The sequence below is a fragment of the Streptomyces sp. NPDC048473 genome, assembly GCF_043200155.1.
GTDB lineage: Bacteria > Actinomycetota > Actinomycetes > Streptomycetales > Streptomycetaceae > Streptomyces.
In genome coordinates this window covers 69,300-95,363 of the sequence record NZ_JBICXE010000013.1, presented here as the reverse complement: position 1 = coordinate 95,363, position 26,064 = coordinate 69,300, and the positions used below count along the sequence as shown (strand labels likewise).

General features: G+C 71.4%; 21 protein-coding genes. 7 read left to right on the top strand and 14 right to left on the bottom strand.

Features of this window, described 5'->3' with window-relative positions; translation table 11 throughout:
- Positions 1–93 precede the first annotated feature (93 nt).
- On the top strand, positions 94–876 hold the full coding sequence (locus ACGFU7_RS21850) for an SAM-dependent methyltransferase (protein WP_393697672.1): 783 nt from the start codon (positions 94–96) through the stop codon (positions 874–876).
- Between the two features lie 785 nt (positions 877–1,661).
- On the top strand, positions 1,662–3,413 hold the full coding sequence (locus tag ACGFU7_RS21845) for a DUF4157 domain-containing protein (RefSeq protein ID WP_393697671.1): 1,752 nt from the start codon (positions 1,662–1,664) through the stop codon (positions 3,411–3,413).
- A 48-nt stretch (positions 3,414–3,461) separates the two neighbouring features.
- Here the strand turns inward: ACGFU7_RS21845 and ACGFU7_RS21840 are convergent, their stop codons facing one another.
- From ACGFU7_RS21840 to ACGFU7_RS21800, 9 genes are all read right to left on the bottom strand, one after another.
- Complete coding sequence (locus tag ACGFU7_RS21840) at positions 3,462–4,181, bottom strand: NADase-type glycan-binding domain-containing protein (protein WP_393697670.1); 720 nt, start codon at positions 4,179–4,181, stop codon at positions 3,462–3,464.
- 460 nt (positions 4,182–4,641) lie between these two features.
- Complete coding sequence (locus ACGFU7_RS21835) at positions 4,642–5,205, bottom strand: phage tail protein I (RefSeq protein ID WP_393697669.1); 564 nt, start codon at positions 5,203–5,205, stop codon at positions 4,642–4,644.
- Positions 5,202–7,163: a putative baseplate assembly protein gene (locus tag ACGFU7_RS21830; protein ID WP_393697668.1), complete on the bottom strand. Its 1,962-nt coding sequence runs from the start codon at positions 7,161–7,163 to the stop codon at positions 5,202–5,204. The genes ACGFU7_RS21835 and ACGFU7_RS21830 overlap by 4 nt, the downstream gene beginning before the upstream one ends.
- Positions 7,163–7,588, bottom strand: coding sequence for a GPW/gp25 family protein (locus ACGFU7_RS21825; RefSeq protein ID WP_266489165.1), 426 nt, complete (start codon positions 7,586–7,588; stop codon positions 7,163–7,165). The genes ACGFU7_RS21830 and ACGFU7_RS21825 overlap by 1 nt, the downstream gene beginning before the upstream one ends.
- Positions 7,585–7,902 (bottom strand): PAAR domain-containing protein, encoded by a 318-nt coding sequence (locus ACGFU7_RS21820; RefSeq protein WP_393697667.1) that lies wholly within the window; start codon positions 7,900–7,902, stop codon positions 7,585–7,587. Before ACGFU7_RS21820 ends, ACGFU7_RS21825 begins: the two co-directional genes overlap by 4 nt.
- A gap of 58 nt (positions 7,903–7,960) precedes the next feature.
- Positions 7,961–9,727, bottom strand: coding sequence for a VgrG-related protein (locus tag ACGFU7_RS21815; RefSeq protein WP_393697666.1), 1,767 nt, complete (start codon positions 9,725–9,727; stop codon positions 7,961–7,963).
- The gene (locus ACGFU7_RS21810) at positions 9,724–10,446 is read right to left on the bottom strand and encodes a LysM peptidoglycan-binding domain-containing protein (RefSeq protein WP_393697665.1); all 723 of its coding nucleotides are present in this window, start codon (positions 10,444–10,446) and stop codon (positions 9,724–9,726) included. The genes ACGFU7_RS21815 and ACGFU7_RS21810 overlap by 4 nt, the downstream gene beginning before the upstream one ends.
- A 61-nt stretch (positions 10,447–10,507) precedes the next feature.
- Positions 10,508–10,933, bottom strand: coding sequence for a phage tail protein (locus ACGFU7_RS21805; protein ID WP_266430804.1), 426 nt, complete (start codon positions 10,931–10,933; stop codon positions 10,508–10,510).
- Positions 10,934–10,987: 54 nt separating this feature from the next.
- Positions 10,988–11,422, bottom strand: a complete 435-nt coding sequence (locus ACGFU7_RS21800; RefSeq protein ID WP_393697664.1) for a hypothetical protein — start codon at positions 11,420–11,422, stop codon at positions 10,988–10,990.
- Positions 11,423–13,019: 1,597 nt separating this feature from the next.
- Between ACGFU7_RS21800 and ACGFU7_RS21795 the strand changes: the two genes are divergently transcribed.
- Complete coding sequence (locus tag ACGFU7_RS21795) at positions 13,020–13,886, top strand: hypothetical protein (RefSeq protein WP_393697663.1); 867 nt, start codon at positions 13,020–13,022, stop codon at positions 13,884–13,886.
- Positions 13,887–14,018: 132 nt separating this feature from the next.
- Here ACGFU7_RS21795 and ACGFU7_RS21790 read toward each other — a convergent pair whose 3' ends face one another.
- The 5 genes from ACGFU7_RS21790 to ACGFU7_RS21770 all read right to left on the bottom strand — a co-directional run bounded on the left by ACGFU7_RS21790 (position 14,019) and on the right by ACGFU7_RS21770 (position 18,682).
- Positions 14,019–14,177: a DUF6760 family protein gene (locus ACGFU7_RS21790; RefSeq protein ID WP_393697662.1), complete on the bottom strand. Its 159-nt coding sequence runs from the start codon at positions 14,175–14,177 to the stop codon at positions 14,019–14,021.
- The gene (locus ACGFU7_RS21785) at positions 14,174–14,674 is read right to left on the bottom strand and encodes a hypothetical protein (RefSeq protein WP_393697661.1); all 501 of its coding nucleotides are present in this window, start codon (positions 14,672–14,674) and stop codon (positions 14,174–14,176) included. The genes ACGFU7_RS21790 and ACGFU7_RS21785 overlap by 4 nt, the downstream gene beginning before the upstream one ends.
- On the bottom strand, positions 14,671–15,111 hold the full coding sequence (locus ACGFU7_RS21780) for a phage tail protein (protein ID WP_114242518.1): 441 nt from the start codon (positions 15,109–15,111) through the stop codon (positions 14,671–14,673). The genes ACGFU7_RS21785 and ACGFU7_RS21780 overlap by 4 nt, the downstream gene beginning before the upstream one ends.
- 39 nt (positions 15,112–15,150) lie before the next feature.
- Positions 15,151–16,680, bottom strand: coding sequence for a phage tail sheath family protein (locus ACGFU7_RS21775; RefSeq protein ID WP_393697660.1), 1,530 nt, complete (start codon positions 16,678–16,680; stop codon positions 15,151–15,153).
- Between the two features lie 703 nt (positions 16,681–17,383).
- Positions 17,384–18,682 carry a hydrolytic protein gene (locus tag ACGFU7_RS21770; RefSeq protein WP_393697756.1) on the bottom strand — a complete coding sequence of 433 codons (1,299 nt, stop codon included), beginning with the start codon at positions 18,680–18,682 and terminating at the stop codon, positions 17,384–17,386.
- Positions 18,683–18,907: 225 nt separating this feature from the next.
- Between ACGFU7_RS21770 and ACGFU7_RS21765 the strand changes: the two genes are divergently transcribed.
- The 4 genes from ACGFU7_RS21765 (at position 18,908) to ACGFU7_RS21750 (ending at position 25,823) form a co-directional block, all read left to right on the top strand.
- Entirely contained in the window at positions 18,908–19,633 is a 726-nt protein-coding gene (locus ACGFU7_RS21765) for a response regulator transcription factor (RefSeq protein ID WP_393697659.1), read from the top strand.
- A gap of 207 nt (positions 19,634–19,840) precedes the next feature.
- Entirely contained in the window at positions 19,841–22,990 is a 3,150-nt protein-coding gene (locus ACGFU7_RS21760) for a hypothetical protein (RefSeq protein WP_393697658.1), read from the top strand.
- Positions 22,987–23,691 carry a DUF4255 domain-containing protein gene (locus ACGFU7_RS21755; RefSeq protein WP_393697657.1) on the top strand — a complete coding sequence of 235 codons (705 nt, stop codon included), beginning with the start codon at positions 22,987–22,989 and terminating at the stop codon, positions 23,689–23,691. Before ACGFU7_RS21760 ends, ACGFU7_RS21755 begins: the two co-directional genes overlap by 4 nt.
- A complete protein-coding gene (locus ACGFU7_RS21750; protein WP_393697656.1) occupies positions 23,688–25,823 on the top strand; it encodes an ATP-binding protein in 2,136 nt (711 codons plus the stop codon). The genes ACGFU7_RS21755 and ACGFU7_RS21750 overlap by 4 nt, the downstream gene beginning before the upstream one ends.
- Positions 25,824–26,064: the final 241 nt, after the last annotated feature.

Below are 26,064 nucleotides of genomic sequence, written 5' to 3'. Positions count from 1 at the left end.
TGCCAACCCTTCGCGAAACGGGCGGTTGCATGGCAGCCTGGCACGTCGCCGCTACGGCGTGAGGCGTTAACAACCGTGATAGAAGAGGGCGTTATGAAACACGAGACATACAACGCAGACCGATTCCACAGCGCTGTTCCGCACTCAGCCCGCGTCTGGAACTACTGGATCGGCGGCAAGGACCACTACCCGGTGGACCAGGAGCTGGGAGATCAAGTCATCGCGAGCTACCCCCAGACGCAAGAACTCGCCCGGGCGTCACGGGCATTTCAGGCGCGTGCGGTGCGGTATCTGGCCGAAGCGGGAATATCCCAGTTCCTTGACATCGGGACCGGGCTTCCCGTGCAGAACAGCACCCATGAGGTCGCGCAGAGCGTCGACCCGAAGGCTCGCATCGTGTACGTCGACAACGACCCGCTCGTATTGGCACACGCCCGTGCCTTGCTGACAAGTGCACCGGACGGGATGACGGACTACATACACGCGGACATGCTGGAAGCCGAGCGGGTACTCCAGGAAGCGGCGCGCACTCTGGACATGAAACGACCAGTGGCCGTGATGGTGCTGTCCACACTGGGACACCTCCAGCCCCGAGCCGGCATCGACCTTATGCGCCAGTACATGTCCGGCACAGTGGCAGGCAGCTATCTGGTCCTCTGCGACACGGTCGCCACGCCCCAGACGCTGGCTGCGCAGAAGGCTTACGCGGCGGGCGACACTCCGCCGTACCTGGTGCGCCAGCCGGAGGAGATCCTCGCGAGCGCCGACGGGATGGAGTTGGTCGAGCCCGGATTCGGATCGATCACCCTCTGGCGAGCGGACGAAGAGGACCTTGAACCGGTCGACCAGTGGGGATTCGTCGCCCGCAAGGTGTAGAAGTCGGCGACTGCACCGGTCCGATGCGCTGAGCCCGCGTTCGCATGTGGCCATCCGAAGCGGTCACCGCACGCTTCAGCGCACACGGCGTCGCTCGGTGCCCCCGCCCGGCGCCTGCCGCCCTGCGGCAGGCCCGGCCGGTGTTCTGGGGCGAGGGGATGAACTCCTGGGCCGTGACGCGTCACGCGGAGTGAGTCGAGCGAGTTGGCCTCGATGAACTCCAGCCCGAGACGTGCCCGTACAGGGTGTGTGCACGGGCGTGCGGCCCCGGCCTGCGAGACCACGGCCCGGCCGCCGCCCTCGACGCGGACACGCGGGTAGGATCCGATACCGCTTCTTCACCTCGAAAGTGCCTCCGACGGGTGCGGGAACAAGGACCTCAGCAGTCCTCATTCTCGCTGGTCAGAGGCTGGTCAGAGGCACTTTCTTCTGACGCGATCAGCTGCCGGACGCCACCCCTCATGAAGGCCCGAGGCTGAGTGCGGACAAGCTGGGCAGGCACAGGCCGGCTGACGAGTGGACAGCGTTCAGTGCCGGGGGCGGTAGCGGTATCGGCCCGTCCATGGGCGACAGCGGCGTAGAGCCCGCGGCCGACGCCGACGGCGGATCCCCGGCCCTTGTCGATCTACTGGGGTAGCCTGCTCGGCAGGGTCCGAACCCGCTGTGGGGAAGTCGGGTGAGGTCTCAACACCCCTGGTTCCGAGACGCATTGGCAGTCCGCATGGGTGGCTGCCGGCTGTGGGAGAGGCGTCCGTCGGGGCCGGCCGTCCAGGAGGTCTTGACCGATGCGTGTGGTGTCCGAGCGGAGAGCACAGCGACGGGGACAGGAAGAGGAACAGGAACGCCGTGCGGCGGACCGGCCCTTCGTCGCCACGCTGACGGCTCCTGACCTGCGGGCCCCTGCGGGACCGCTCACCCCCGCCATGATGGACACCCTGCAGCGAACGGTCGGGAACGCGGCCGCGACCCGGGTCCTGGAGCGGCACCGGCACACACAGGGGCCGGGCGTCCACGGGCCGGGCGGGAGCGAAGACGTAGGCGTGCAGCGCAGCTCGCCGGTGTTCGACGAGCTGCGCAGACCGGGGCATCCGCTGCGCGGCACGCAACGTGCGCGGCTGGAGGCCGACTTCGGCGAGGACCTGTCCTCCGTACGCCTGCACACCGATGCCCGAGCCCAGCAGTCGGCCGCCGGGGCAGGAGCCCGTGCCTACACCTCAGGCGAACACATCGTGCTCGGCGAAGGCGGGATGGACGCCATCGAGCACGAAGTGACGCACGTCATCCAGCAGCGCAGGGGCTCCGTCGCCGGTTCCGACAACGGCCAGGGGCTCAAGGTCAGTCACCCCAGCGACGTGTACGAGCGCGAGGCCGAGGCCAACGCGCGGCGGATCAGGGCGGGCGGCCGGTCCCTCACCTTTCCGGGCCCTGCCGGGGTCACGGCCGCCCCGGCCGCCGGGGCCGGTGTCGCGGTCCAGCGGTACGTCGACGTACAGCCCGGTGCGGCGAACTACCCGACCAAGCACCGCCGGACGTTCGGCTTCAGCACGAGCGCGGACAGCGACGACGAGTTTTTTCCGAGTCAGCAGGAGGTGGGCGGCAGCTACTTCGCCAACGCCGACGACCGCACACCCAACATCGTGTACGGAGGCAACGTCGCGTTGCGCTTCTCCGACAACTACGACCTCGCGATCGAGCAGGGGGCGGGCGAGTCCAAGGTCTTCTTCGCCACCGCGGAACACATCGAAGCGGCCAACAACGCCCTCGCCGGACGAGTCCGCCTCCACCGCGGCAGCCGCTACCTCCGGGTCCAGGGGCAGTCCGGCGAACTGCGGCTGCACCAGGTCAAGCCCGAGGTCACGACCAAGGCGGCAGGGCTGGCCGGCAAGGCGGGGGCGACGAAGAAGACGACGGGCCTCTCCGTGCTCACACCTCAACGCTGCAACGAGATGGCGGAGTTCGTCACCGGCCGCAAGGGCATATCCGCCGAGGGCATCACGGCCTGGGAGAACTTTCTCGCCCGGGTGCTCGACCTCGTCGACGACAGCGGAAGCCGGCACCTCGACGGGATGACCGCTGCCTTTCAGCGCGGTGTCGACGGCGATCACGCCGCCTACCTGAGTTACTCCCAGAACATGAGCCGGCGGTTCCAGAACCTCAAGGCGGCCAACTCGCCAGCCCTGGAGGAGGCACTGCGGCAGCTGGGCCTCAACGAGTTCCTGCCGCCGCCGGCCCCGGGGGCGGCCCTGGTGACGGTCGGCTACGGCGACGCCGCACAGGAGACGGCGCGCGACAGGACGAGCACCTTCGAGTACCACTACGGCAGCGCCGTCGCCACCAGCGGGAGCGACTACGTGACCATGGAGAACTACGCCCGCCGCGACGCGAACGTGGGCAACAGCACAGGCTCCGGCGGCGACCCGCTCTTCTTCTTCAAGATGTACGGCACCGATCCCGGCTCGGGCGAGACCTGGCACAGCACGCAGGTCGCGACCAATGGGTTCATCGGCGCGATCCTGTCCATCACCCTGGAGGGCTGAGCAGGCCGGAGCGGCGCCGCCCGGCCTGCTCCCGGGCGGCGCCCGGCCTCAGGTGCGCCTGAAGAACTCGACTTCCCCGACCGCGATCGGCCGTCCCTCGCCCTGGCCGGACGCGGCCCGCAGCACGAGCTGGACGGAGACGACATCGCTGATGCCGGTCCGGACCGTCTGCGGGCCCGGCTTGTCGGTGAGTGTCACCGCCTTCTCGCGGACCTCGCCGTCCGCCGTGGTGACGATCAGATCGGCCCGGGTGGGCCTGGCCCCCTGCCGGAACTCCTGGGGCTCCTTCGACACACCGGTGTGCACCACAACGCCGACCAGCCGGAACGGCTTGTCGAAGACGCACGTCAGTGACGAGCCGAGCGTGGGCGCCCCCCAGTACTTGTTGGTCAGTCCGTCGACGGCCGCGGCCGCCGGATGGCCGGGAGCCTGGGCGCTCGCGGTGACCTCGGCCGGGCTGATCTCCGTCGTTCCGCCGAGTTTGTCCCGCACGTCCTCGAAGAGATAGCGCCCGGCCGGCAGGAACAGGAAGCCCGCGAACAGCAGCCCGACGACCGCCAGCACCAGCAGGGTCCGCCGCAGGGCCCGGCCCGATCCGCTCCGCACCCGGCGGCGCAGCGGCCACACCGTGCGCCACCACGGCAGCGGCGCCGGCTGCTCCCGGGTGTGCAGCGGTGCGGCGCAGCGGCGGCAGAACCGGCGTCCCGGCAGGTTCGGGGTGCCGCACGCCGGGCACGGTGGCCCGTCCGGCTTCTCGTCCGCCGCCACGGGCCTTACGACGGGCCGCCGGGCTATCGGCTTGGCCGGCCGCACCGCAACCACGGGCACGTCCGGTGCCGGTGGTTCCGGCCGTACGGGGGCGGGCTGCGCCGGTCGCGGGGGCGGCTCCGGTGCCGGTGCGGGCTCCGCGGGCGGCGGCCCGGCAGGTTCCGGTGTGCGCAACCGCGTCGGTTCCACCGGCGGCTCGGGGCGCGGGGAGGGCGGGGCCCCGGCCTCGGGACCTGCGGTCTGTGGGGCGGTACCGGTCGCGGGAACGGCTGGAGTACCGGTCGTGGACTCGGCTGCCGGGCCTGCCGGTTCTGCCGGTTCTGCGGGGCCGACAGGTTCCGCGGCGGCGGGAGGGTTCCGCGACGCCTGGGAGGACCAGCCCAGATAGGAACCGCAGTTCCCGCAGAATTCGTCGTCCTCGCCGTTGGCCGTACCGCATGCCGGACACGAGCGCATCGCGTCAGCCTCCTGTCTCGTCTGGCGGGCCCGGCAGGATCTCCACCCGGCACGTGAGGTGTACGGGGCACGAGGCCGCGACGACGTCCAGGACGCGGCTCGCGTCCACCGGCCCCCCGCGCACCGCCCAGACCCGCACCAGCAGTTCTCCGGTCGGCGCCGGAGGCAGCTGCGCACCCGGCTCGGACGACCACGCGACGCCGCCGCCGTCCTGGATGTCGGCATGCACACCGAAGCAGAGCCGGAGGTGTTCGATCAGGCCGCGGCGGGTGCCGCGCCACCGGTGCAGCTCGACGGCGCGGGCGACGACGGCCCGCCGCAGCCCCTCGGGCCACGCCGGATCGAGGTCGGCGCCCACCCAGGACGACAGCCAGGGCAGGAAGTCGGCCGGGGCCAGCGACGGGTCGAAGTAGGCGGGGAGGTTGTCCAGGGTGGACAGGACGGGCGCCAGGACGGTGTCGAGGCCCGCCGTGAACCGCTGAGCGAGGTCGTCGTCCGCGTACAGCGCGGGCAGCAGCCCGCCGATCGGATAGCGGCTGGCGAGCCCGGGTACCGCAGCCCTGGTCATGAGCTGTCACCGGCCCGGCTCGCGGTCACCTCGACCTGGTGCTGGTGCGAGAAGACCAGGGCACCCGGGGCGACGTCGATCCGCTCCACCGCCGCCCCGCGCCGGCCGGTGATCGGGTCCGCGGGGAACAGCCGTACCTCCTCCACCAGGCCCACCCCCTGCACACCCTGGAGTACGGCGAAGACCTCGCCGTACTGCACCGGCCTGCCGAACGGCCACCCGGTCCCCTCCATTCCGCCCCGCAGCGGGTCGATGTGGCGGAACAGCGCCGCGAGCACCTGCGCGCGGACCCGGTCCACGTCACCACCGGCCGCCACCAGCCTGGCGACCACGGTGACGCCCTGGTACGCGGGCGGTTCCACCACCAGCCGGGTGCCGACCAGCCGCCGTTCGTCGAGTCGCGCCGCGACCGCCGAGAGCACGGAGTCCGACGGGATCAGCTGCTCGAACCGCAGCTGGCCACCCTCGTCGGCGACTGCGTCGGGCACCACCAGGACCCGTACCGCACCGCCCTCGCCCGCAACGGCAGGCAGGCACCGGACCCTGCGCAGGGAAGGTGCAGCCTCGCGGGCGATGACCTCGTAGTCCTCGGCCGTGACCGCCCGCTCCTGCACCCGAAGGATGTTGGGCGCCCGGACCTTCGCGTTCTCCACGGTCTCGCCGTCGACCCCGCCCCGGGCCGCCTCGCGGTTGTCCACGCCGGCCACGTACGGCACCGAGCTGCGCAGCACGCAGATGGCGCCCCGGGCGACGTTCCCGGCCGCCCCTCCGCCCGTCCGGTAGCGGGGGACCCGCAGCTGTGCGCCCTTCTCGGGCACCGCACCGTAGGCGCGCATCGTCCCGTCCGGCTCGCGAACCTCCGGCGGGAACGCGAACTCGCCGGAGACGGCGTCGATCCGCACATGCCGGTCGTCCGGGGAGGAGGCGCCGAAGTGCTCCACGGCGGTCCAGACCTGCCAGCCCTCCGCGGAGGACACCTGGACGACCGGCGGCTCCCCGTCCAACAAAAGCGGCGCCCTGCTCACGGAGAACCTCTGCCCGGCGACGCCTTCGGAGATGCCGAGCGGAACGTCGAGTACGGTCTCCGCGTGTTCGACGCCCGTCGTGCCGCCGACGGTGAACACCTCGGCCTCCCGGACCGTCGGCGACTCGGAGTAGAACGGCTGGCCCGGTTCCGGCGCGGTGACCCGGCAGCGCAGCCACCCCGCCCGGGTCCCCGCGGTCACCGACGCCGTGTGCCCGGCGGGGACGAACACGATCACCTCGCCGGGCCTGTTCAACCCGCCGGTGCTGTCGGTGCCGGTCTGGCACGTGACCCAGCGGGCACCGTCCCACGCCTCCCACACCAGCGGCGGCTGCCGCGGGTCGACGCCCACGCCCTCCACGCGGCTGTCCAGGCGTACGGCGACGATGCACCCGGGGACGGCGGTGGGCAGCCCGAACAGCAGGGCGTCACCGGGCTCCGGCCGGGGCTGGAAGCACGGGATGTCCTTGCCCGCGCCGAGCGGTGCGGTGCGGTCGGTCTGATCGCCCGACACCGGCGCGGTGACCAGCCGGACCAGCGAACTCGGCACGATCGACAGGTCGTCGGAGGTCGAGAACACCACTGCCTCCTCGGCCTCGCCGCGTGAGGTGGCGACCTCCGTACCCGCCGGGAGCCGCACGGTCTCCGGCTGCGGCGCGGACAGCCAGAAGTCGACCTCCGCCCGCGCCACCGACGGCGGGAACAACGTGACGCCCAGCAGGTCGAGGAAGGCCGAGTAGTTCTTGTCCGGTACCCGGTTCAGCCGGTACAGCAACTGGTCGACCATGTACGCGAACGTCTCGATGAGCGTGACCCCGGGGTCCGACACGTTGTGGTCGGTCCACTCGGGAGAGCGCTGCTGGACGTACCGCTTGGCCTCGTCGACGAGCTGCTGGAAGCGCCGGTCGTCCAGGTTGGGTGAGGGCAGGGCCATCAGCGCACTCCCGCTTCTTCGGAGCCCTCGGAGGAGGGGATGGTGTAGAAGGGGAAGACGAGGTTGCGCAGGTCGTTGGTGGCCCGCACGGTGTAGTGCACGTCGATGTACAAGGTGCCCTCCTCGATGGCGTCGAACGCGATCACCACGTCGGTCACCTCGATGCGCGGCTCCCAGCGCTCCAGCGACGTACGGACCTCGTGCGCGATGCGCCCGGCGGTGGCGCCGTCACCGGGTGCGAAGACGTAGTCGTGAATGCCGCAGCCGAACTCCGGGCGCATCGGCCGCTCGCCCGGCGCCGTGCCGAGCACCAGCCCGATCGCCTCCTCGATCTCCCGGTCCCGTTCGACCATGCCGATGCCGCCCGTGGCGCCGACCCGCAGCGGGAAGCCCCAGCCGCGCCCGATGAACCCGCTGCCGCTCACATCGGGCCCCCGATCAAGACGTTCAGCGCACCGCTGATGATGGGCGCGCCGCAGGTGGTGGTGTCCCGCATCCGGGCGGCGGGCAGCCCGCCGATCAGGACCTGACCGGTGACCGCGGCGGCCGGGTTGGGCATGATCACATTCCCCGGCCCGAGCGCGGCGTGCGGGGGGACGACGCACACGTGCAGGCTCCCGGCGACGGCCGCCGGCCGACCGCCGATCAGCACGGTGGCGACGGCCACCGCACCCGGGGGCGGGGTGCCGATGAGGCCGCCGTGGGCGGTGCTGTCGCCCGTGCGGGCTGCGGGGGGCATGGTCGCTGTTCTCCTTGCTGTGAAAGGGACTTCTGCCGCTGTGGACGGCATGGGGGCGTCAGTTGATGCGGATGAGCTTGGCCTTGAGCACGGCGAGCAGCCCGCCGTCGATCGTGACCCCCGTCTTGCCGTTGACGGTCACCGAGCGTCCCTTCACGTTCACGTCACCCGTACCGGCGTCGAGCGTGATACCGGATGCGGAGAGGGTCACGGAGCTCAGTGCCCGGGTGCCGCCGGGGGCGAATACCGTCAGCGCGATCTCGCCCCGCCGCTCGTCCAGCGTGACTTCGAGCCGCTTGTTGCCCGTGGCCAGCCGGACACCGGACGGTCCGCGCGGAGCATCCAGCAGTTCGAGCCGGTTCCCGGAACGGGAGACCAGCGAACGGCGGTTGACCTTGCCGCTGGTCGGGTCGACCAGCGGAACGTCGTGGGGCGACGGCTTGTCGACCCCGTTGTAGAGGCCGCCCAGCACATAGGGGCTGTCCAGCAGCCCCTGCTCGAACCCGACCAGCACCTCGTCGTTGACCTCGGGACTGAACACCCCGCCGCCGCCCTGGCCGCCCCATTGCACCGTACGGACCCAGTCGGTCACATAGGTGTCGTCGAGCCAGGGGAACTTCAGCCGGACCCAGCCCCGTTCGGCCTTGCCCTCACGGATGTCGGTGACCACGCCGATGGCGAGACCCGGCATGCGCGGGCCGCGCGAGGGTGCGTTCGAGCCACTGGTCAGTCCCGCCAACGAGCGGTCGGGCGCCGCGCTCACCACCACGGTCGTGCGGTAGCCGCCGTTCGGTTCGAGGACGTGGTGCGCGGCGGTCGCCGTGTAGCGCCCGGCGAATGCGGGCCCGACGTTGCCGAGGGCCACCGGCTCGCCCGCCCGCAGCTGGGGATTGCCCTCGGCGACCGCCTCGATCTCGCCGAACCCGGAGCTCACCGAAGCGGCCACTGAACCGGCCACGGCCCTGGCCTCGGCCTGGGTCCGGTACGGGGTGTCGGTGACCGTCATCCGGGCGTTCGGGCCGAACGCCCCGGCCGCCAGCGACGGGCTCATCCCGGGGGACACCGTGTTGCTGCGGATGGACTGCTCGCGGGCCACCAGCCGTGTCTTGGTGTCGACGTTCCAGCCGCGCACCTCCACACTGTCCGCCCCGTCCGCACCGGTCAGCACGGCCCGCAGGGCCAGCAGGTTGCGCCCGTACTCCAGGACCATCGGGTGCCGGGTGGCGGAGGTGGAGGGCGAGGGTGCCGACGCGGCGGGCTTCGGCTTCACGAACTGCAACAGGCCCTTGTCGTCCACCCGCACCTGCGCGCCGCTCTCGCTCGCGAGGTACTGGAGGAACTCCCAGTCCGAGACATTGGGCTGGGTCAGCTGCTTGTACGTGATGGGCGCGGCCTCGATCCTTCCGCAGGCCAGCCCGGCGCCCGCGGCGACCTTGCGGACGATGTCCGCGGTCTTCATGTTGCGGTAGGCCACCACCTTCCGTCCGCGCTGGAGCCGGTGAGCCTTGGAGAAGGCCCGGACGACCGTGAACGAACCGGTGGTGTCGCTGTCCAGCTCGACCGCCGTGACCTCACCGGTGAACAGCCGCTCGCGCACCCGCTCCTGCACGGTGACCACGGATATCTTCAGCGGGGTGCCGATGGTGAGACCGGTGGCGGTGAGCAGCTTGTGATCGGGATCCCGGTACATCAGCACGGCGGTGTCCGGCAGGCCGACGTTCTCGTCGACCACGCAGCTCACCAGCTGGGCCGCCCAGGCCGGTGGCAGCTCACCAGGGGCCTCGACGATCGGATCCGCGGCGAAGGAGCGGCCGGGGGCGGTCATCGGGCGCCCTCCGGAGCGTGATCTTCCAGTCCGGGTACGACCAGCTCCCTGCCGGGGATCAACTGCATCGGGTCGTCAATGTCGTTGGCGTCCGCGATCGTGCGCCACGCGGTGGCATCGCCGTACTCCCGCCAGGCGAGCAGTGGCAGGCTGTCACCGGCGACGACCCGGTGGGTACGACGTGCCTCCCGCGAGCCCGAGGTGGGGTTCTGACCGGGCGGATCTACGCTCGCCTCCTCGATCGACAGGGAGCAGGTGGCGCGCAGCGGCTTCCCGTCCACGTCGAACAGTGTGTACGAGACGGAGAGGTTGGACAGCACGCCGTCGAACGAGGTCGTCTTCGACGTGCCCCAGTCGAAGCGAACCCAGGGGCTGGCGGGCGTCTTGCGGGCCAGGCTGCTCGGGGTGGGCACACATGCCAGCATCAGCTGCTCCACCGCCTTCTCCACCGAGTTGTCATGGGTGGCCGTGGAGTCCAGGAAGACCTCCAGGGACAACGCCCGGGGCCCGCTGCCCACGAATTCGGGCAGCGCGGACTGCCCGGCCATCCGGGACGGCGTACGACGCCACTCGGTGCTCTTGCTCAGCGACAGCTTCGCGGGGTTGAACTGCAACGTGAGCCGGGCGAGGCTCCCGCCCGGTTTGGCGCCGACGGTCGCCGGCGGTTCCATGATGGTCAGCTGGGCGCGAGCACGGCTCGTACGGACAACGGGTGACATTGCGTTCCTCCTTCCCGATCTTCTCTGCTACCTGGTACCTGTTACGGAAATTGACGGATCATCAGGAGGGCTCCAGGCCCTCGTGCGCGATCTCCAGCGTCTCGATCGCCGCCTGGGAGCTGGCAGGGTCGAAGGACGGTCCCTGCCACCGCACCGGCACGATGCCGTGCACCTGCCAGCTGATGATGCGGCTGAGGTCCGGACGGAGCGCGACGATCTCGCCGTCCTTGGGCTCGACCCGCTGGATCGTCTCGTTCAGCCACCGCGCGATCTTGAGCGTGTCGGCGGTGACCGGGCGGGTCAGCGTGATGTTGGTCCAGGTGATCCGCCCCGGCAGCTGCCAGGTGAAGCCGTTGTTGCCGCCCTCGGCGTACTGCTCCATCTCCACCTCGGCGCCCAGACCCGAGCAGGTGTGGAAGGCCCCCAGGTCACTGCCTCCGATCACGAGCTTGAAGAACACGCTCGTCGCGAAGATGTTGTCCGTCATGTGCTTCTCTTCTTCTCTGCTGTTTCCCAAGTGCCGTGCCGGGCAGGGCCGATGTCAGCGGCGGCCGTCGTACAACCGTCCGGCACGCTCCCGCCCTCTGCGCAGGTCCGCGCGGATCAGCCGGCTCACCGGATCGAGCAGACGACGGGCCAGTTCCTCGATGTCCGCCCCGGTGACCCGGTTCGCGGCCGGAGCGTCCGCGGTGGCCGAGCCGGCTGATCCGGTCCTTCCCGACGGCTCGGCGGGCTTCACCGGGGCCGCCCTCACCGGAACACCGGTGATTCCGGCGTCGGCCGCCGCGCGCTGAAGTGCCTGAGCCGTGGTCCCGGAGCTGCCGGCTCCCGTGGCCGGTGCGGGTGCGCGTTGCGGAACCCGTACCGAAAGGCTCGGTGGTCCGGTGAGTGGAGCACCGTCTCCGGCCGCCGGTCCGGTGGTCGCGGGACCGGCGGATTCGGGCACTACCGGCATCGCCATCCGCTGTACGGGCACGGCGGCTGCTCCCGGCCGGTCCGGTGCGGGCGGATGCGGGCGCACGACCGGAACCGGCCGAGCGGCGGACGGCACGGACACCACGGAGGGGGCCGTGGACGGGGTGGATGGTGCGGGTCGTGGTGCCGGGGACGGCGGTCCGGGGCGGCGGCCGGAGCGTGACTGGGCGGGCTCCTGCTCCGGCGGGCGGGCGTCGGGCCGGGACGGCGGCGTTGTCGCGCCGCCGCGTACCGAGCGCTGCACGAGCCGCAGGAGGGAGCCGCCGACCGCCGGTCCGCGACCCGTCCGGTCAGCCCCGGCCCCCGGAACGCGACCGGGATCACCAGCGGGTGTCCGGCCCGCGGGCGTCCCGCTCCGGGCGGTGCCGGGCGACGGGTTCCCGGGCACGGAGCGCTGGACGGTGCCGCCGGGCGCCGGTCCCTCGGACGCGGGCCCCTCGGATGTCGGTCCCTCGGACGCCGGTCCCGGGCCGGTCGCACGGGTCCGGTGCGGCGACGCGGGTTCGGCGGGGCGGGTGCGCGCCTGAGGAGCTGAATGCCGGGGTGCCGCGCCCGATGGCGTCCGGTGCTCCCCGGTCCGCGAACTCCCGCGCCCCGGCGACGGCACACCGGACCCCGGCTGCTGTACGTCACGACGCCAGGTGGCTGCCACGACCGGCCGGGCCGCGCTGCCTGCCGTCGCCGTCGGCGCCGAAAAGCCCTCACCGAACCCGGTGCTCACCTTCAGGGCCCTGCCCGCGAGCAGGGCCCGCGACCGCTGGACGGCGGGCGACGGCCCCCCGGTACCGGCGGCAAGCGCGGATGCCCGTCCCTCTTCACGCTCCGGGGCGATCCTCCGGACACGTACCGGCCCAGCGGGAGGAGAAGAGGAAGGGGCGGTGACGGGCGTGCTCGTACGCGTGCTCGTACGCGTGGTGTCCACCGCGCGCTGGACAGCCGCAGGTTCCGGTGAGGACGCGGCGGGCGGAGCAGGCACGGGGGACGAGCGCAGCGGCATCTCGGAAGGCGCGTTCAGGGGCGGCGGTGTCGGCTCGGCCGGTGCGGAGGGCAGGGGCGCCGCAGGCTCCCCCGTCGACGCCGTGCCCTGCCGCGGGCCCGTGGTTCCCGGCTGTGTCCGACGGCGGTCACCGAGCAGCGGAGCGTCGTTCTGGAGCCTGGCTGTCGACGGAAGCGAGGGGAGGGGGGTGCCGATCCCGCCGCGGGTACGAGCCTGTGAGCCGGACCCGTCGGGCTGTGGCGACTGCGCGGACCGAGGGGGGCCCGAAGGCTTCGACGGCTCGTGCCCGCCGGGGTGTTGCGCCCGTTGCGGCCCGGATACCGATGCCTGTCCCGGAGCCGGTGCCGACTGGATCGGCAGGGGAGGCCGGGGCGTTCGGGACGGCTCCGGGGACCGAGCCTCCGGGGACGGCTGCTGACGCACCGACGGCTTCGTCGCCTCCGGCGAAGGCGTGGTCACCGCAGGGGTTGCCGCGTCCGATGCCTGCCGTTGAAGCACGGGCATGCCCGCTGCCTGTTGCTCTGCCGGGCCGGACGGTACGACCCCGCCCTGCGCTGCCGGGCCGGACGGTACGGCCCCGGTGGGCAGTTCCCGCAGGGGCTTGCCCAGGGCGGGGCGCACCGTCGCGGCGGCGGGTCGGTCGGTGGTGCGGTCCGGTGGCGGTGCGGCGCCCGGCGGGGCAGCGGGAATCGCCCGGCCGGAGCCGCTCGGCCGGGCGGGCGTGGTCCGCTGCTGCGCGGCGGTGGTGGTGACGGGAGCGGCCGGTGCGGAGGCCGTGGCCGGCGGGATCCCGGCGATGTGCCGCAGGGCCATCGCCGGACGCCGGGCAACGATCAGGGGCGGGGCGGTCCGCCGCGGACGTACGGCGGCGGGCCGGGCCCGCTGTGGTGAAGCCGGTGCCGGTACGGTGTTCGCGGGATGCTGCGGCGCCGGCGCGGCGGTCGGGGCCGAAGCCGGTCCAGGACCCGCGGCTGACGCCGTGTTCTTCGCCGGGGCCGTCCCTGCCGTGGCTTCCGGACTGGTTGGGCCGCTCCCGCGAGCCTGCCGCCCCGGTGCCCCGCGCCCGGACGAGCCGGGGGGCGTCGTACCGCTCGACCGCTGGATGGTTGCAGGGACCGGCTTCTCGCCGGCCCTGCCCCTGCCGGTCGCGTTGCCCGCCGTGGCAGGTGTCAGGTCCGCCGAAGGCTCCGCTTCCCCGTCCGCACCGGTCCGGGCGGCACGCAGGAGCAGCGGTCCACCGGGAGACGTGGAAGGCGCGCTGCCCGGACGGGCGACGCCATGGATGAGGCCCACCGGTGCGGACGGCAGTACGGCATGGCCGAGTTGGCCCCCGAACGCGGGGTTCTGCCACGAGGCGAGGCCGGACCTGAACCGCAGCCCGTCGCTCACCCCGATCGAGGACCGGGCGACGGTCACCGTCGGCGGCGCGACCTGCCGCCAGCCGCCGTCCCAGCCGCCGTCCTGCTGATCGGCCCGGCTGTCGCTCCGGTCGGTTTCCGGTACCGGACTGCGCCCGGTATTGGCTCCGGCCCCGCCCCGGGAGGGCGTGCCGGGCTTCTGCCGGTCCCCTCGGCGGAACCAGTCCCCGAACCCCACACGATCACCCGCTTTCGTTGACGCGGGTGTTGATCCGCGCTATCTCCCTCACCCACTGCTGACGCTCGCTGTGGGTGAGGTCGAGAATGTCCTCGCGCTGCCAATGGAAGTGGTAGGCGACGTACGCGATCTCCTCTCGCAACCGGGGAAGCGCGTACGTCACGATTCCCCCAGGCGCCCACCCGAGAGGTCCACCTCGAACGATCCGTGGCACAACGGACAGGTCACCGCGGCGTGCGTGTGGCCCTCGCTGTTGATCCGGCGGTAGAAGTCCTGGAGGAACGCCACATCCGTGGCGTACATCCGCTCGACGACCCCGGCGTGCACATCGGTGATGGTGCCGAGCTGGGTGATCACCTGGCTCAGCAGCACCACGGACAGGTACGCCGGGTTCTCCTTCACCCGCAGGTCGATCTGCGGGCGCAGCTCGTCCCGTGCCGTCGCGAGCCGCATCGAGCCGTGCCGGTGCACCTGGCCCTCGTCGTCGACGTAACCGCGCGGGAGCTCGAAATCGAACTCCGTACGCAGCTCCTGCCGGTCCCGGTCACGGTCCCGGGCCGGAGACGGCGCGGGAGCTTCCTCGCGTGCGGTGGGCGGGGCGGGCGCGAGGCCGTCGAGGACTTCGTCGAGCCCGCCCGACGTAACGGTCCTGCGCCTCATTCGACCACGATCTCCTCGAAGGTGATGGTTACCGTCTCGGTGGCCGCACTGGACTCGCCGGCCTTCAGCGAGGGGCCTTCCCACTTGCTGGCCCACCCCTGCATCAGCTGGATGCGCCGGACCGTCTCACCCTTCGAGTCCTTGATCTCGATGGTCAGGTTCTGGCGCGCGGTGTCGACGGCCCCGTTGTTGAGCGTCTCCTTGATCCAGTTGGTGAACTCGCTGCTCTTGTCGAGTCCGCGGGTGATCGTCACCTCGCCCGCCTGGCGTGCGCCGGGCTGCTTGCGGATGATCTGCTTGCCCTCGGCGGTCACTTGACGGACCTCGACGACTTCCTCCTCGACGGTCATGCCGCTGATCTCTTGGATCGACTCGACGAGATAGCCGCCGAGCTGCACGCCGAAGACGTGGGTGGAAAGAGCGTCGCCCTCTGCCATGACTCTGTGTCACCTGTTCCGTTTGCGGACCCTGCTGGGTCACTCGTTGACGAGGCTGGTGCTGTCGGAGAACTGCGCGAGGCGGAAGACCACGAACTCCGCGGGCTTCACCGGCGCCACGCCGATCTCGCACACGACCTGGCCGAGATCGATCGACTCCTGCGGATTGTTGTCGCGGTCGCACTTGACGTAGAACGCCTCCTCGGCCGTGCGGCCGAAGAGAGCGCCCCGGCGCCACTCCTCGGTGAGGAAGGCGGTGACATTGCGCCGGATGCTCGACCACAGGCGGTCGTCGTTCGGCTCGAACACCACCCACTGGGTGCCCAGGAGGATCGACTCCTCCAGGTAGTTGAAGAGGCGGCGTACGTTGAGGTAGCGCCAGGCCGGGTCGGACGAGAGCGTGCGCGCGCCCCAGATCCGGATGCCGCGCCCGGGGAAGGCGCGCACGCAGTTGACGCCGATCGGGTTGAGCAGGTCCTGCTCGCCCTTGCTCAGGCGGATCTCCAGGTCCAGCGCACCGCGGATGACCTCGTTGGCGGGGGCCTTGTGCACACCGCGCTCACCGTCGCTGCGCGCCCAGACGCCGGCGACGTGACCGCTCGGCGGCACCAGGGAGTTGTGGCCGGTCGCCGGGTCGAAGACCTTGAGCCACGGGTAGTACACGGTCGCGTAGCGCGAGTCGAATCCGGCGTCGTCGTTGCGCCAGGTACGGACGCGCTGGGCGTTCATACCCGGCGGAGTGTCCAGGACGGCGACCCGGTCGCCCATCTGCTCGCAGTGCGAAATCACCGCCAGTTGCACGGTTTTGACGCCCTCGGCATCGATGTCCCCGCGCTGGTAGGAGCTCATCAGGTCCGGAACGGCGACCATGGTGATCTCGTCGATCGCTTCGAGGCCCGCCAACCCCGTGCGGGCCGCGGCGTCGCCGATGTACTCGGCCGGGTCGAGCCGTGCAGCGCCGGTCCCGGGGGCGGCAGCGGCGGGCGCGAGGGCGAGGCTCTGCTTCTCAGGGCGGCTCTGGGCCTCGCCGGGCTGCTCGGTGACCTCGATGAGCTTGGACTGGCGGGCCTGGGTGACCAGATAGCCCTTGACGTTCTTACGGGTGGAGACGTCGTAGGTCTCCACCACCTTGCCGGCCTGCCGCACCAGCAGCCGGAACCGGTCCTCCGGAGGGTTCTCGCCCTCGGCGTCGGCGACCTCCACGGAGAGGTCTCCACTCGTACCGGGCCGTGCGGAGACCAGGAACCCTCCGATGGCGACGGACGGGGCCGCTCCGGGCGCAGATCCCTGTGCCGAGTCCTGTGCGGGGCCGCCGATGCGCACGATGTAGGCCGCGCCGCCGCCGTTGGCGAAGTAGCCGTAGACCGCGGGCGTCAGGTACGTGCCGGCGGTGAAAGTGCCGAAGGCCTGGACGTACTGGTCCCAGTTCGTCACCAGCGTCGGCTGGTGGAAGGGGCCGGTCTCCGCGAAACCGACGAAGGCTGCGACCGCGGTGCCGACTCCCTCGATGGGCCGCGCTCCGGACTGCACCTCCTCCACGTATACACCGGGGGTGAGGTACGACGGCATGCTCGCTCCTTCGGGTGGTCATTCGTTCGCCGCTCAGTCTTGCCCGGCGGCCGTGGCGGACAGTAGGCCTCAAAGTCCTGGACACGGGGCAAGGACGCTGCCTTTCCAGGCACCTGCACGACAGGAAATGCTGCCCCTTGCGGACTGGTCGCGGCAGTCGCCGTATTCCTTGGCTCGACGTATTCCCCGGTTCGGTCGCGTGAAGGCGAGGTGGACTCCGGGTTATGGAAAGGCGTCTGCCAGTGGGGGATTCGCCGGAAATGTGGATGCCTGGCTTCGGTGAATGCCGGTGTGCGCAGTCTCTCTCCCCCACGGATTCCCGAAACTGCTCGCCGACATCCGCAGCGGTCGGGGAATCGGCGCCGGGTCGACGAGAATCAGCCAGAATTCGCCGCGGGCGGTTGGCTGTCCGGCCGGGTTCCGGTGGCCGGAAGAGGCCCTTGATCCGCCCCGCCCGACCCTCCTGGCGTTCCGCCTCGGAGGCGACAGAAGTGGCTCTGAACAGGCCAGTTCGTATGCGAGGGGGTCTGCGACCGGATAATCTTCACCCGCTGCGGCGTCGCGGGGAGTTCTGAAGGTCTAGACCTTTGGTGTGTGCAAGGAAAGGAAACCGCCAACGACCGGCAAGCCGGGTTTCCCTCGGTCGGGATTTCTGCTGTTCTCATCCCCACAGGGGGAAGCGGGAGGCCCGGCGTTGTTGTTTCTACGGTGCGAGATCGCTCAGTACGCCGCTTACGTTGAGTACCTGGTGGCATCCGGAAGCCTGAGTTCCGGTCGCCGGAGTGCCAGGTTTGTCACAGGTTACGGAGGCGGTGACAGTGGCGTTCTGCGGAATCTGGATGGGGGTGACCCAGTGATAGTCCTGGTTGCGAAAGGTTTCCAGAGCGATGGTGGTGATCTTCCGGTCCCCGAAGGAGATGGTCAGTACTCCTTCGTCGCCCTGGAAATTCGCCACCACGATGTCCGTGACGCCGAATACCTTCCCCTCCGGAACCCGGTACGTCCCCTTCTTCCCGGCCCCGGCCCCGGTCTGCACGTCGATCGTCGCCGAACTCTGCTGGGTGCCCCCGGCGCCCGTTCCCGTGCCGGAACCTCCCGTGCCGGAACCTCCGGGCGCGGCCGACCCGCCCGGACCGGCCCCCTGACCTTGGCCCTGCCCCTGACCGCCGGCCGGGTTGCCCGCGCCGCCCGACGTTGTCGCACCCTGCTGCTCGTTGCGGGCCGTCTCCTCCTGCGCGGCCTTGGTCCCCGCCTGCTTAGCGGTGCTCCGCACCGCGGGCCGGACCAGCGTGAACCACGCGATCAGCAGCGCGAGCAGCGCGGCCAGGACGATCAGCAGCCACTTGGGCAGCACCGGCAGTTGAGCGAACTCACCCGGCAGCGCCTCGGGCCGGCCGGGCCGCTCGCTGTCGGCGTCCCGCTCGGCAGTTTCGGCGGCCTCGACTTCGAACGGCCAGGCGACCGGCTCGCCGAACCAGATCAGTTTCCGGGCCCGTACCCGCAGACGTACCTCGGCCGACTCGCCCGGTTCCAGGCGCCGTTGGCCCGGAGTGAAGGCCAGGCGGAGTTCCTCCCCGGCCTGCTTGCCCGTGAGGGCGACGTCGACCGCGGTATTCCCCTTGTTCTGCACCGAGGTCCGGAACCGGGCGCCCAGCCAGCCGCGGCGTCGGCGCGGGTCCAGCTCCGCCCGGAGCTCGTGAAAGGGCTCGACGACCACCGTGGCCTCGGGGACCACCACCGACTCGGGGTGCTCCGTGGGCAGAACGCGGACACCCAGGGGTATCTCGCCGGCCCGGACCTCGTGGGACCGGGGCGGCGAGAGCCGTATGGTCACCACCTCGGAGGTGCCCGGGTAGAGGGACACGCGCGCCGGCTCGACGGTGCTCCACGCGGCGCAGTCGCCGACCACTTCGAGCGTGTAGGCCTCGACGATGTCGCCGTCGTTGCGCACGGTCAGGGTCGTCGTCGCTTCAGCGCCGGGCGACACCGTCACCGTGGGCATTTCGAGTTCGGCAGATGTGGTCACGGTGCGACGTTAAGCCGCCTCTGCGGTTCCGCAGCAGAGACGCGAGGGCAACAAGCGGGCAGGGGTGGTGCCCCGACGGCACACCGGCACGGTGTCCCCGCGGCCCCTCCCCGGGCCCGATCCCCATGCCGGGGCCGTTGTGGTCGATAGCGGCAACAGGCATATCGGGCGGAAGTACGTGAGGAAGACAGGCACGGAACGATGACGACGACTGACATGAAGAACAGGGCAGCGCAACGCGGCCAGTACCGCAGGCCCGCTACGTCGGAGCGCTCCGCCGAGGGCAGCGCCAAGGAGGCTCCCGGGGGCAGGGTCTCCGTAGCGGTGTACGCGGAGGACCTGATCCTGCAGACCGGCATGGTCCACCAGTTGCGCCTGCGGCCCGAGATAGAACTGATAGCGGAGTCCGAGGCCGACCGGGCTCAAGTCTCCTTAGTGGTCGTGGACATGGTGGACGAGCCCACCATCCAGCTCCTGCACCGTCTCCAGCGCAACACCGCGACCCGCACGGGACTCGTTGTCGGTTTCTTCGAATCGGGTGCGCTCCAGACCATGATCGAGTGCGGTGTCGCCGCCGTGCTGAGGCGCGGGGAGGCCGACCAGGACAGTCTCGTCCACCTGGTGACGGCAATGGCGAACGGTGAAGGCGTGCTGCCGGGCGACCTGCTCGGAAAGCTCCTCGACCATGTCAGCAGCCTCCAGCGCACGGTCCTCGACCCCCGGGGACTCTCGCTCTCCACCCTCACGACGCGGGAGGCGGAGATGATCAGGCTGGTGTCGGAGGGCTTCGACACCGCGGAGATCGCGCAGAAGACCTCGTACTCCGAACGCACCGTCAAGAACGTGCTGCACGAGGTGGCGACACGGCTTGAACTGCGCAACCGGGCCCACGCCGTCGGCTACGCCATGCGGCACGGACTCATCTGAGTCCTGCCACGGGCTCCCGTGCGGACGACGCAAGGACGTCGCCGCGCGGGGGCGCGCGGGTGTTTGCGGGAAGGGAGGCCGGGGGAGTGGCCGCCGCAAAGGGCAGCAGCCCCTTCCCCCGCTCCGGGCCCTCCGGGCCTGTCTTTTGACCCCGCGCGAGCGCGATGCTTGTCATGGAGAGTCATCAACCAGACTGTGAGGTGGGCCGTGACCGGCACTGCTGGCCCGGCAAGGCATACCCGGCTGGGCCGACTGGCGGGCGCCGTGGTGCTGTTGACACCGCTGCTGGTGGCGGGTTCCGCGTCCGCTCCTCAGGGTGCGCCGCGGCTCGCCGCGGCGGCGGACGAAGCGCCGGTGGATGCCGGGCGCATCGCCTACGCCGGGACCGAACACCGCAGCCTCGGCCGGGTCTCCGACCCGGCCACCAGCGCCCCGCTGTTCGGTCCCGGACCGGCCCACTACGACCAGGATCCCTCAGCACGCGGTGACGTGCTGGTCTTCACCAGCCTGCGCGACAGCGTGCGACCGCAGGTGTACGTGCGCGATGCGGGCGGAGCGGTGCGCAAACTCACCACCGGCCGGGACGCCGCACACCCCGAACTCTCCCCGGACGGGCGGACCGTGGTGTTCGACTCCGCGGAACGGGGGCCGGGCGATGTGGTCCAGCGTGAGCTGTGGACCGTCGGGATCGACGGCTTGGGCCTGCGGCGGCTGACGGACACCCCCAACAACGAGACCTCCCCGACGTTCTCCCCGGACGGCTCGCGGATCGCGTACTCCTGCGACTCCGGTCCCGGGCGGACCGGCCTGATCTACGAACAGGCCGTGGCCGGCGGCGCGGCGCGGGTGATCAGTGACGGCCCGCCCGGCGACGCGACCGAGCCGGAGTGGAACCCGGTGGACGACGACTCCCACCGCGCTCTTGTCGCGTACACCCTCACCACGGACGAGGAGACGGGACCCCGGCTCCGGGTGACCGAGGGAATCGGGACCGACCGGCCCCTGCTGGCCGGTGTCCAGGCGGACTGGCGTACCCGCTCGGCCGCCTGGCTGCCGGACGGGAACGGCCTGCTCTTCCTCAGCCCCGACACGACCTGCGGGTGCAAGGACTACGACCACGTCTACCGGACGGCCGCCTTCGACGGGAACGAGCCGGGCCTGACGCTCGGCGAGGACCGTGCGGTCGAATCGCCCACCTGGATGGGGCCCGCGGACTCCGGTACCGCCGTCGTGGCACGGCGGACCCCTCGCGAGGCGAACGACGTGACGCTCCAGGACGTCAGGCAGGACGGTTCGGACCCGCGGGATCTCGGGCTCCCCATCCTGAAGGAGGACCCGGCGGCCAATACGAACACCGACCCCGCCAAGGACCCGCTGTTCAATCCGGCGGACGCCTACGACCCTTGGACCGAGCGGCAGAATTACACACCGGACGGCAGGCGCATCGTCCTGACCCGCTTCGAGGGTCCGGAGAAGGAGCGCGTCGAGCGGATCTGGCTGGCCGACGCCGACGGGACCCACGAGGCAGCGATGCCGCTCGACGGGCGCGGTCCCCGTGACTGGGACACCGACCCCACGTTCTCGCCCGACGGCACCAAGCTGGCGTTCACCAGGAGCTCTCCCGGCAGGGTCGACGGGCAGCCGGGGCCGAGCAGCATTCTCATCGCGGACGTCGCCACGGGAGCGATCGTGGGCAAAGTAGTTCCGCCGGAAGGGCAGTTGGCAGGAGGTGACGCACAGCCGACCTGGTCGTCGGACGGAACCACCCTCGCGTTCACCCGCAACCACGTGATCCGGGGCCTGGGTGGCATCAAGCACATCTGGACCGTCCCGGTGGCGGCGCTCGACCAGCAGCGGGACCTCAGCGTCACCATCTGCCCCGGTGAATGCAAGAAGATCGACGACAGCCCCGCCTTCTCCCCCGACGGCAGCTCGATCGCCTTCAACCGGAAGGACGGCGGCGGCCAGGTCAACGAGCGCGCCGGAATCATCGTGACCTCGCTGACCGGCGGCGAGTGCCGGGTCGTGCTTCCGTCCGTCCAGCGGAACAACCCCGACGCATGCCACCAGGACATCCCCGACACCTCGCGGACCGGGCCCTTCCAGCCCCGCGACGTGGCCTGGTCGCCGGACGCGGGACGGCTGGTACTGAGTTCACGCAGGGCGCTCGCGCCGAACTCCCCGGAGCAGCTGTCCATGCTCGACCTCTCCTCCGGCACGCTGACACCGTTCGGCGACAGGCTCACCGGGCGGCAGAAGGAGCCCGCCTTCCAGCAGTCGGTCGACCTGTCGCTAACCGCACCGCCCACCGGACCCGCGGTGGAGGTCGGGTCCTCCGTGTCAGTGACGGTCACCGTCACCAACAAGGGTCCGGCGCCCTCGCCCGGCACCGTGCTCACCGTCGACGCCCCGCCCGGCGTGCGTCTGGAGGAGCTCACCACCCCGGACGGGCCCTGCGCCACCGGGTCGCCGCAGTGCGACCTGGGCGTGCTCCGGCCCGGGACCAGTGTGGAGGTCACCGCTCGGCTCACCGGCGTGACGACGGGGGACCAGCAGATCGGCTGGTCGGTCACCGGAGCCGTACTCGACCCGAACCCCACGGACAACGCCTCCGGGACGATCGTTCCGGTCCAGGACGCACCCCCGACGCCGACGCCCACCCCGTCTCCTTCGACCTCGCCGCCCCGGCCTCCGGCGCCCGAGCCCGAGCCGAAGGCAGGGCCGGGCGTCACGGTGCGGGCACAGCCCAGCCCCGGCTTCGTCGGCGGCCGGGTGGTGGTGACGTACACCGTGCGCAACGGCCAAAACGCGCTCGCCACCGGTCTGCGGCTGAGGCTCGGACTGCCCGCGCGGATCCCGGCGGGTCCGCTTCCTGCGGGCTGCGCCGCCGGGGTGTGCACGCTGCCCGACCTGGCACCGGGCGCCTCCACGGTCGTGCGTGTCGTGCTCAAGCCGGACCGGGCACTGAGGACGAGCATCACCGGAACGCTGACCACCACCGGTACCGACGCCGACAAGGGTGACAACGTCTCCAGGAAATCGCTGCGCATCCTCCAGCCACGAATCATCGCGGTGCCCGCCGTCGGCAAACCGGGGTTCGTCACCTCCGTACGGGGCAAGGACTTCCCGCCCGGAGCACCGGTGACGCTCACCTGGAAGCCCGGGATCACGGCAACCGCACCGCCCACCGTCCCGCGCAGGGACCGTACGTTCATCGCGCAGCTGCTGATCCTGGCGAAGGATCAAACGGGGCCGCGCACGATCACCGCCGAGGGACCGGGGTTCAGCCCGGTCACCACGCCCTTCCTGGTGGTCAGCGGCACCATCGTCCCGCCGGATGAGGTGGGGCGCCGGTGATCCACGAAGTGGACGAGGGACTGCGGCTGTTGCTGGTCGACGCCGGCCTCCAGGAGAGCGGCGTCGACCTGGTCTTCGACGCACCGACGAAGGACTGGTCCGCCCGGCGCAACGCCCCCACGATCAGCGTTTTCCTCCACGGCATCCGTGAGGATGCGGCCCGGCGCCGTACCGGCACGGCCGAGGAGCACGACGACCAAGGAGTGGTCATCGGCTGGCGGACCCCGCCACGCTGGTTCGAGCTCACCTATCTGGTGACCGCCTGGACCAATCGCCCCCAGGACGAACACCGCCTGCTCTCCGAGGTGTTGCGCTGCCTCGTACGGTCGGACGTCCTGCCCGCCCGTATGCACACAGGCAGCCTCGCCGAGCTCGGGCTGACCGTGGAGATCGAGGCGGCGGGTCCGGGCACCGACGGGCCGTCGGCCTCGGACGTGTGGTCCGCGCTCGGCGGTGAGCTCAAGGCCGCGATCGACCTGCGTGTGTGGGCACCGCTGGCCGGTGAACGGACTTCCGCCGGGCCGCCGGTCACCGAAGGGCTGGTGGTGAAGACCGCGCCCGCACGGGACGGCGACGGGGCGGGACCGGGGCGCCGGCTGCGCTACGACGGCGCGTCCGACCCCGGCGGGCAGGGCTTCGCCGCAGAACGTGAACGGCAGTTGCCGCCCGGTCGGCGCAGGCGCGGGGGCGCGGCTCGATGACCACGGCACAGGGCACCCATGCCGTCCGCGAACTGCCCGGCACTCCGACGGCAGGCATCGAGGACCTCTGGCAGCGGTTGATCCACGTCGAGCAGCGGGTCAGGCACGCCGTGGCGGCCCGGCGGGCCGCCGACCCGGAACCGGACGATCCGTACCGGGGGCAGTACCTCACCCCCGAGGCGGTCGACCGGATCGTGGAGTCCCGCGACGCGTTCGCGCCCGTACCGGCGTACGGCTCCGAGCCTTCGCCGAACTCCCCGCCAGGGAGCCGGATCCGGCAGCTTGCCGAGAACTTCGGCCTGGTACCGCTGGACGTCGACCTCCTGCTGGTCGCGATGGCCCCGGACATCGACATCCGGTTCGAGCGGCTCTACGGCTACCTCAACGACGACCTCACCCGGCGAAGGCCGGCCATCGGCCTGGCACTTGAACTCTGCGGGCTGCCCGCCGCGAGTTCCGGCCGCTTCCGGTTCTCGCCGTCCGCCCCGCTGGTCGCGGGCGGGCTGCTGGAGGTCCTGGAAGCCGACCGCCCGCTGCTCTCGCGGGTGCTGCGAGTGCCGGACCGGATCACCGCGTACCTGCTCGGCGACGACGAGACCGATGGGAGGCTGCGCGGCCTCGTCCGGGTGGTCGGGCCCGAGGAGGAGCCGGACACGGGACCGGAGGCCCTGCGGGTCGCGGCGGCGCTGGGCACGGGCAGCGGCCTGGTGCACCTGCTCGACCGGGGAGGCGACCCCGGCAGACTGGCGGTCGAGGCGCTTCTCGCCGCGGGGCGTCGTCCGCTGGTGGTCGACATCGCGGCACTCGCCGCCGCTCCCGAACCGGCGGAGCTCGTACAAACCCTGGCGGCTGAGGCCCGGCTGAGCAGCGGCGGGGTCGTCCTCGGGCCACTCGAATCGCTCGCCCCCGAGCGGCCCGAGGGAGCCCGGCTGCTCGGTGGCCTCTGCGCGGCGGTCAGCGGTGCTCCCCTGATCGTGTACGGGAAGAAGAACTGGGACCCCCTGTGGACCAGGGAGAGCCCGGTTCCGGTCCGCGTCCTGCCCCCCGGCCCCGCGGGCGTGGCACGGCAGTGGCGTCGGGCGCTCGCCGAGGCCGGCACGTCTGTCGGGTTGCCCGCCGAGAACGTGTCGGCCGACGAGGGACTCATCGAGGCCACGGCCTCCTACCGGCTCGACTCCGAGCAGGTGCGCAAGGCCGCCGCCGTCGCCTCCCGGCTGGCTGTCCTGGAGGAGCGTCCGGTGGACGCGCAGGACCTGCGCACGGCGGTCCGGGCACAGAACGGCGCGGGGCTCGAACGACTCGCCCGTCGCATCGAGCCCGCGGTCGGCTGGGACGACCTCGTGCTGCCTTCTGCGACCCGCCGCCAGCTGTCCGAACTCGCCCTGCGCGCACACCACCGCGAGCAGGTGCTCGGGCAGTGGCGGATGCGGCCGGGTGGCGGCCGGGGGCGGGGGGTCATCGCGTTGTTCGCCGGTGAGTCCGGCACCGGCAAGACCATGTCCGCCGAGGTGGTGGCGTCGGAGCTCGGCATGGAGCTCTACGTCGTGGATCTGTCCACCGTGGTGGACAAGTACATCGGTGAGACCGAGAAGAATCTCGAAAGGATCTTCGTCGAGGCGTCCGACGTCAACGGCATCCTGCTGTTCGACGAGGCGGACGCCATCTTCGGGAAGCGCTCACAGGTCAAGGACGCGCACGACCGCCACGCCAACGTGGAGTCGGCCTATCTGCTGCAGCGGATGGAGTCCTTCGACGGGATCGCGGTGCTCACCACCAATCTGCGGGCCAATCTCGACGAGGCTTTCACCCGCCGCCTCGACGTGATCGCGGAGTTCCCCATGCCGGACGCCCAGCAGCGACTGGCCCTGTGGGACCGCTGCCTCGGGACGGCGATCCCACGCGACGCGGAACTCGACCTGGAATTCTGCGCAGGACGCTTCGAGCTGGCGGGAGGGTCGATCCGCGCCTGCGCGGTGACCGCCGCCTATCTGGCGGCGGAATCCGGGAGACCGCTCGGTATGGAGCAGATCGTCTCGGCCGTGCTCCAGGAGTACCGCAAACTCGGCCGGCTGGTCCGGGAAAGCGAGTTCGGCCCTTGGCTGGACCGTGCGAGGGGACGCGGCGAAGGTTAGCGCCTCTGGAAACCCCGGCCGTATCTCTCCCGGCCGGCGGTGTGGGCCTGGGGCGACGGTGTGCGTCCCGGAGGGCGGGAGACGCTGCCCTCCGGGACGAGGCCCCTGCCCTGCAGGGCTCTTCTTCCTGTCGAGTGCGTGGATAGGTTGTTACGGCGACGGCGCCCGCGTCTACCGCAAGGTCATCGGAGTGGAGCCGGTGCGGCAGCCCGCAGCCTGACGACGTCCGGTGAAGCGCCGT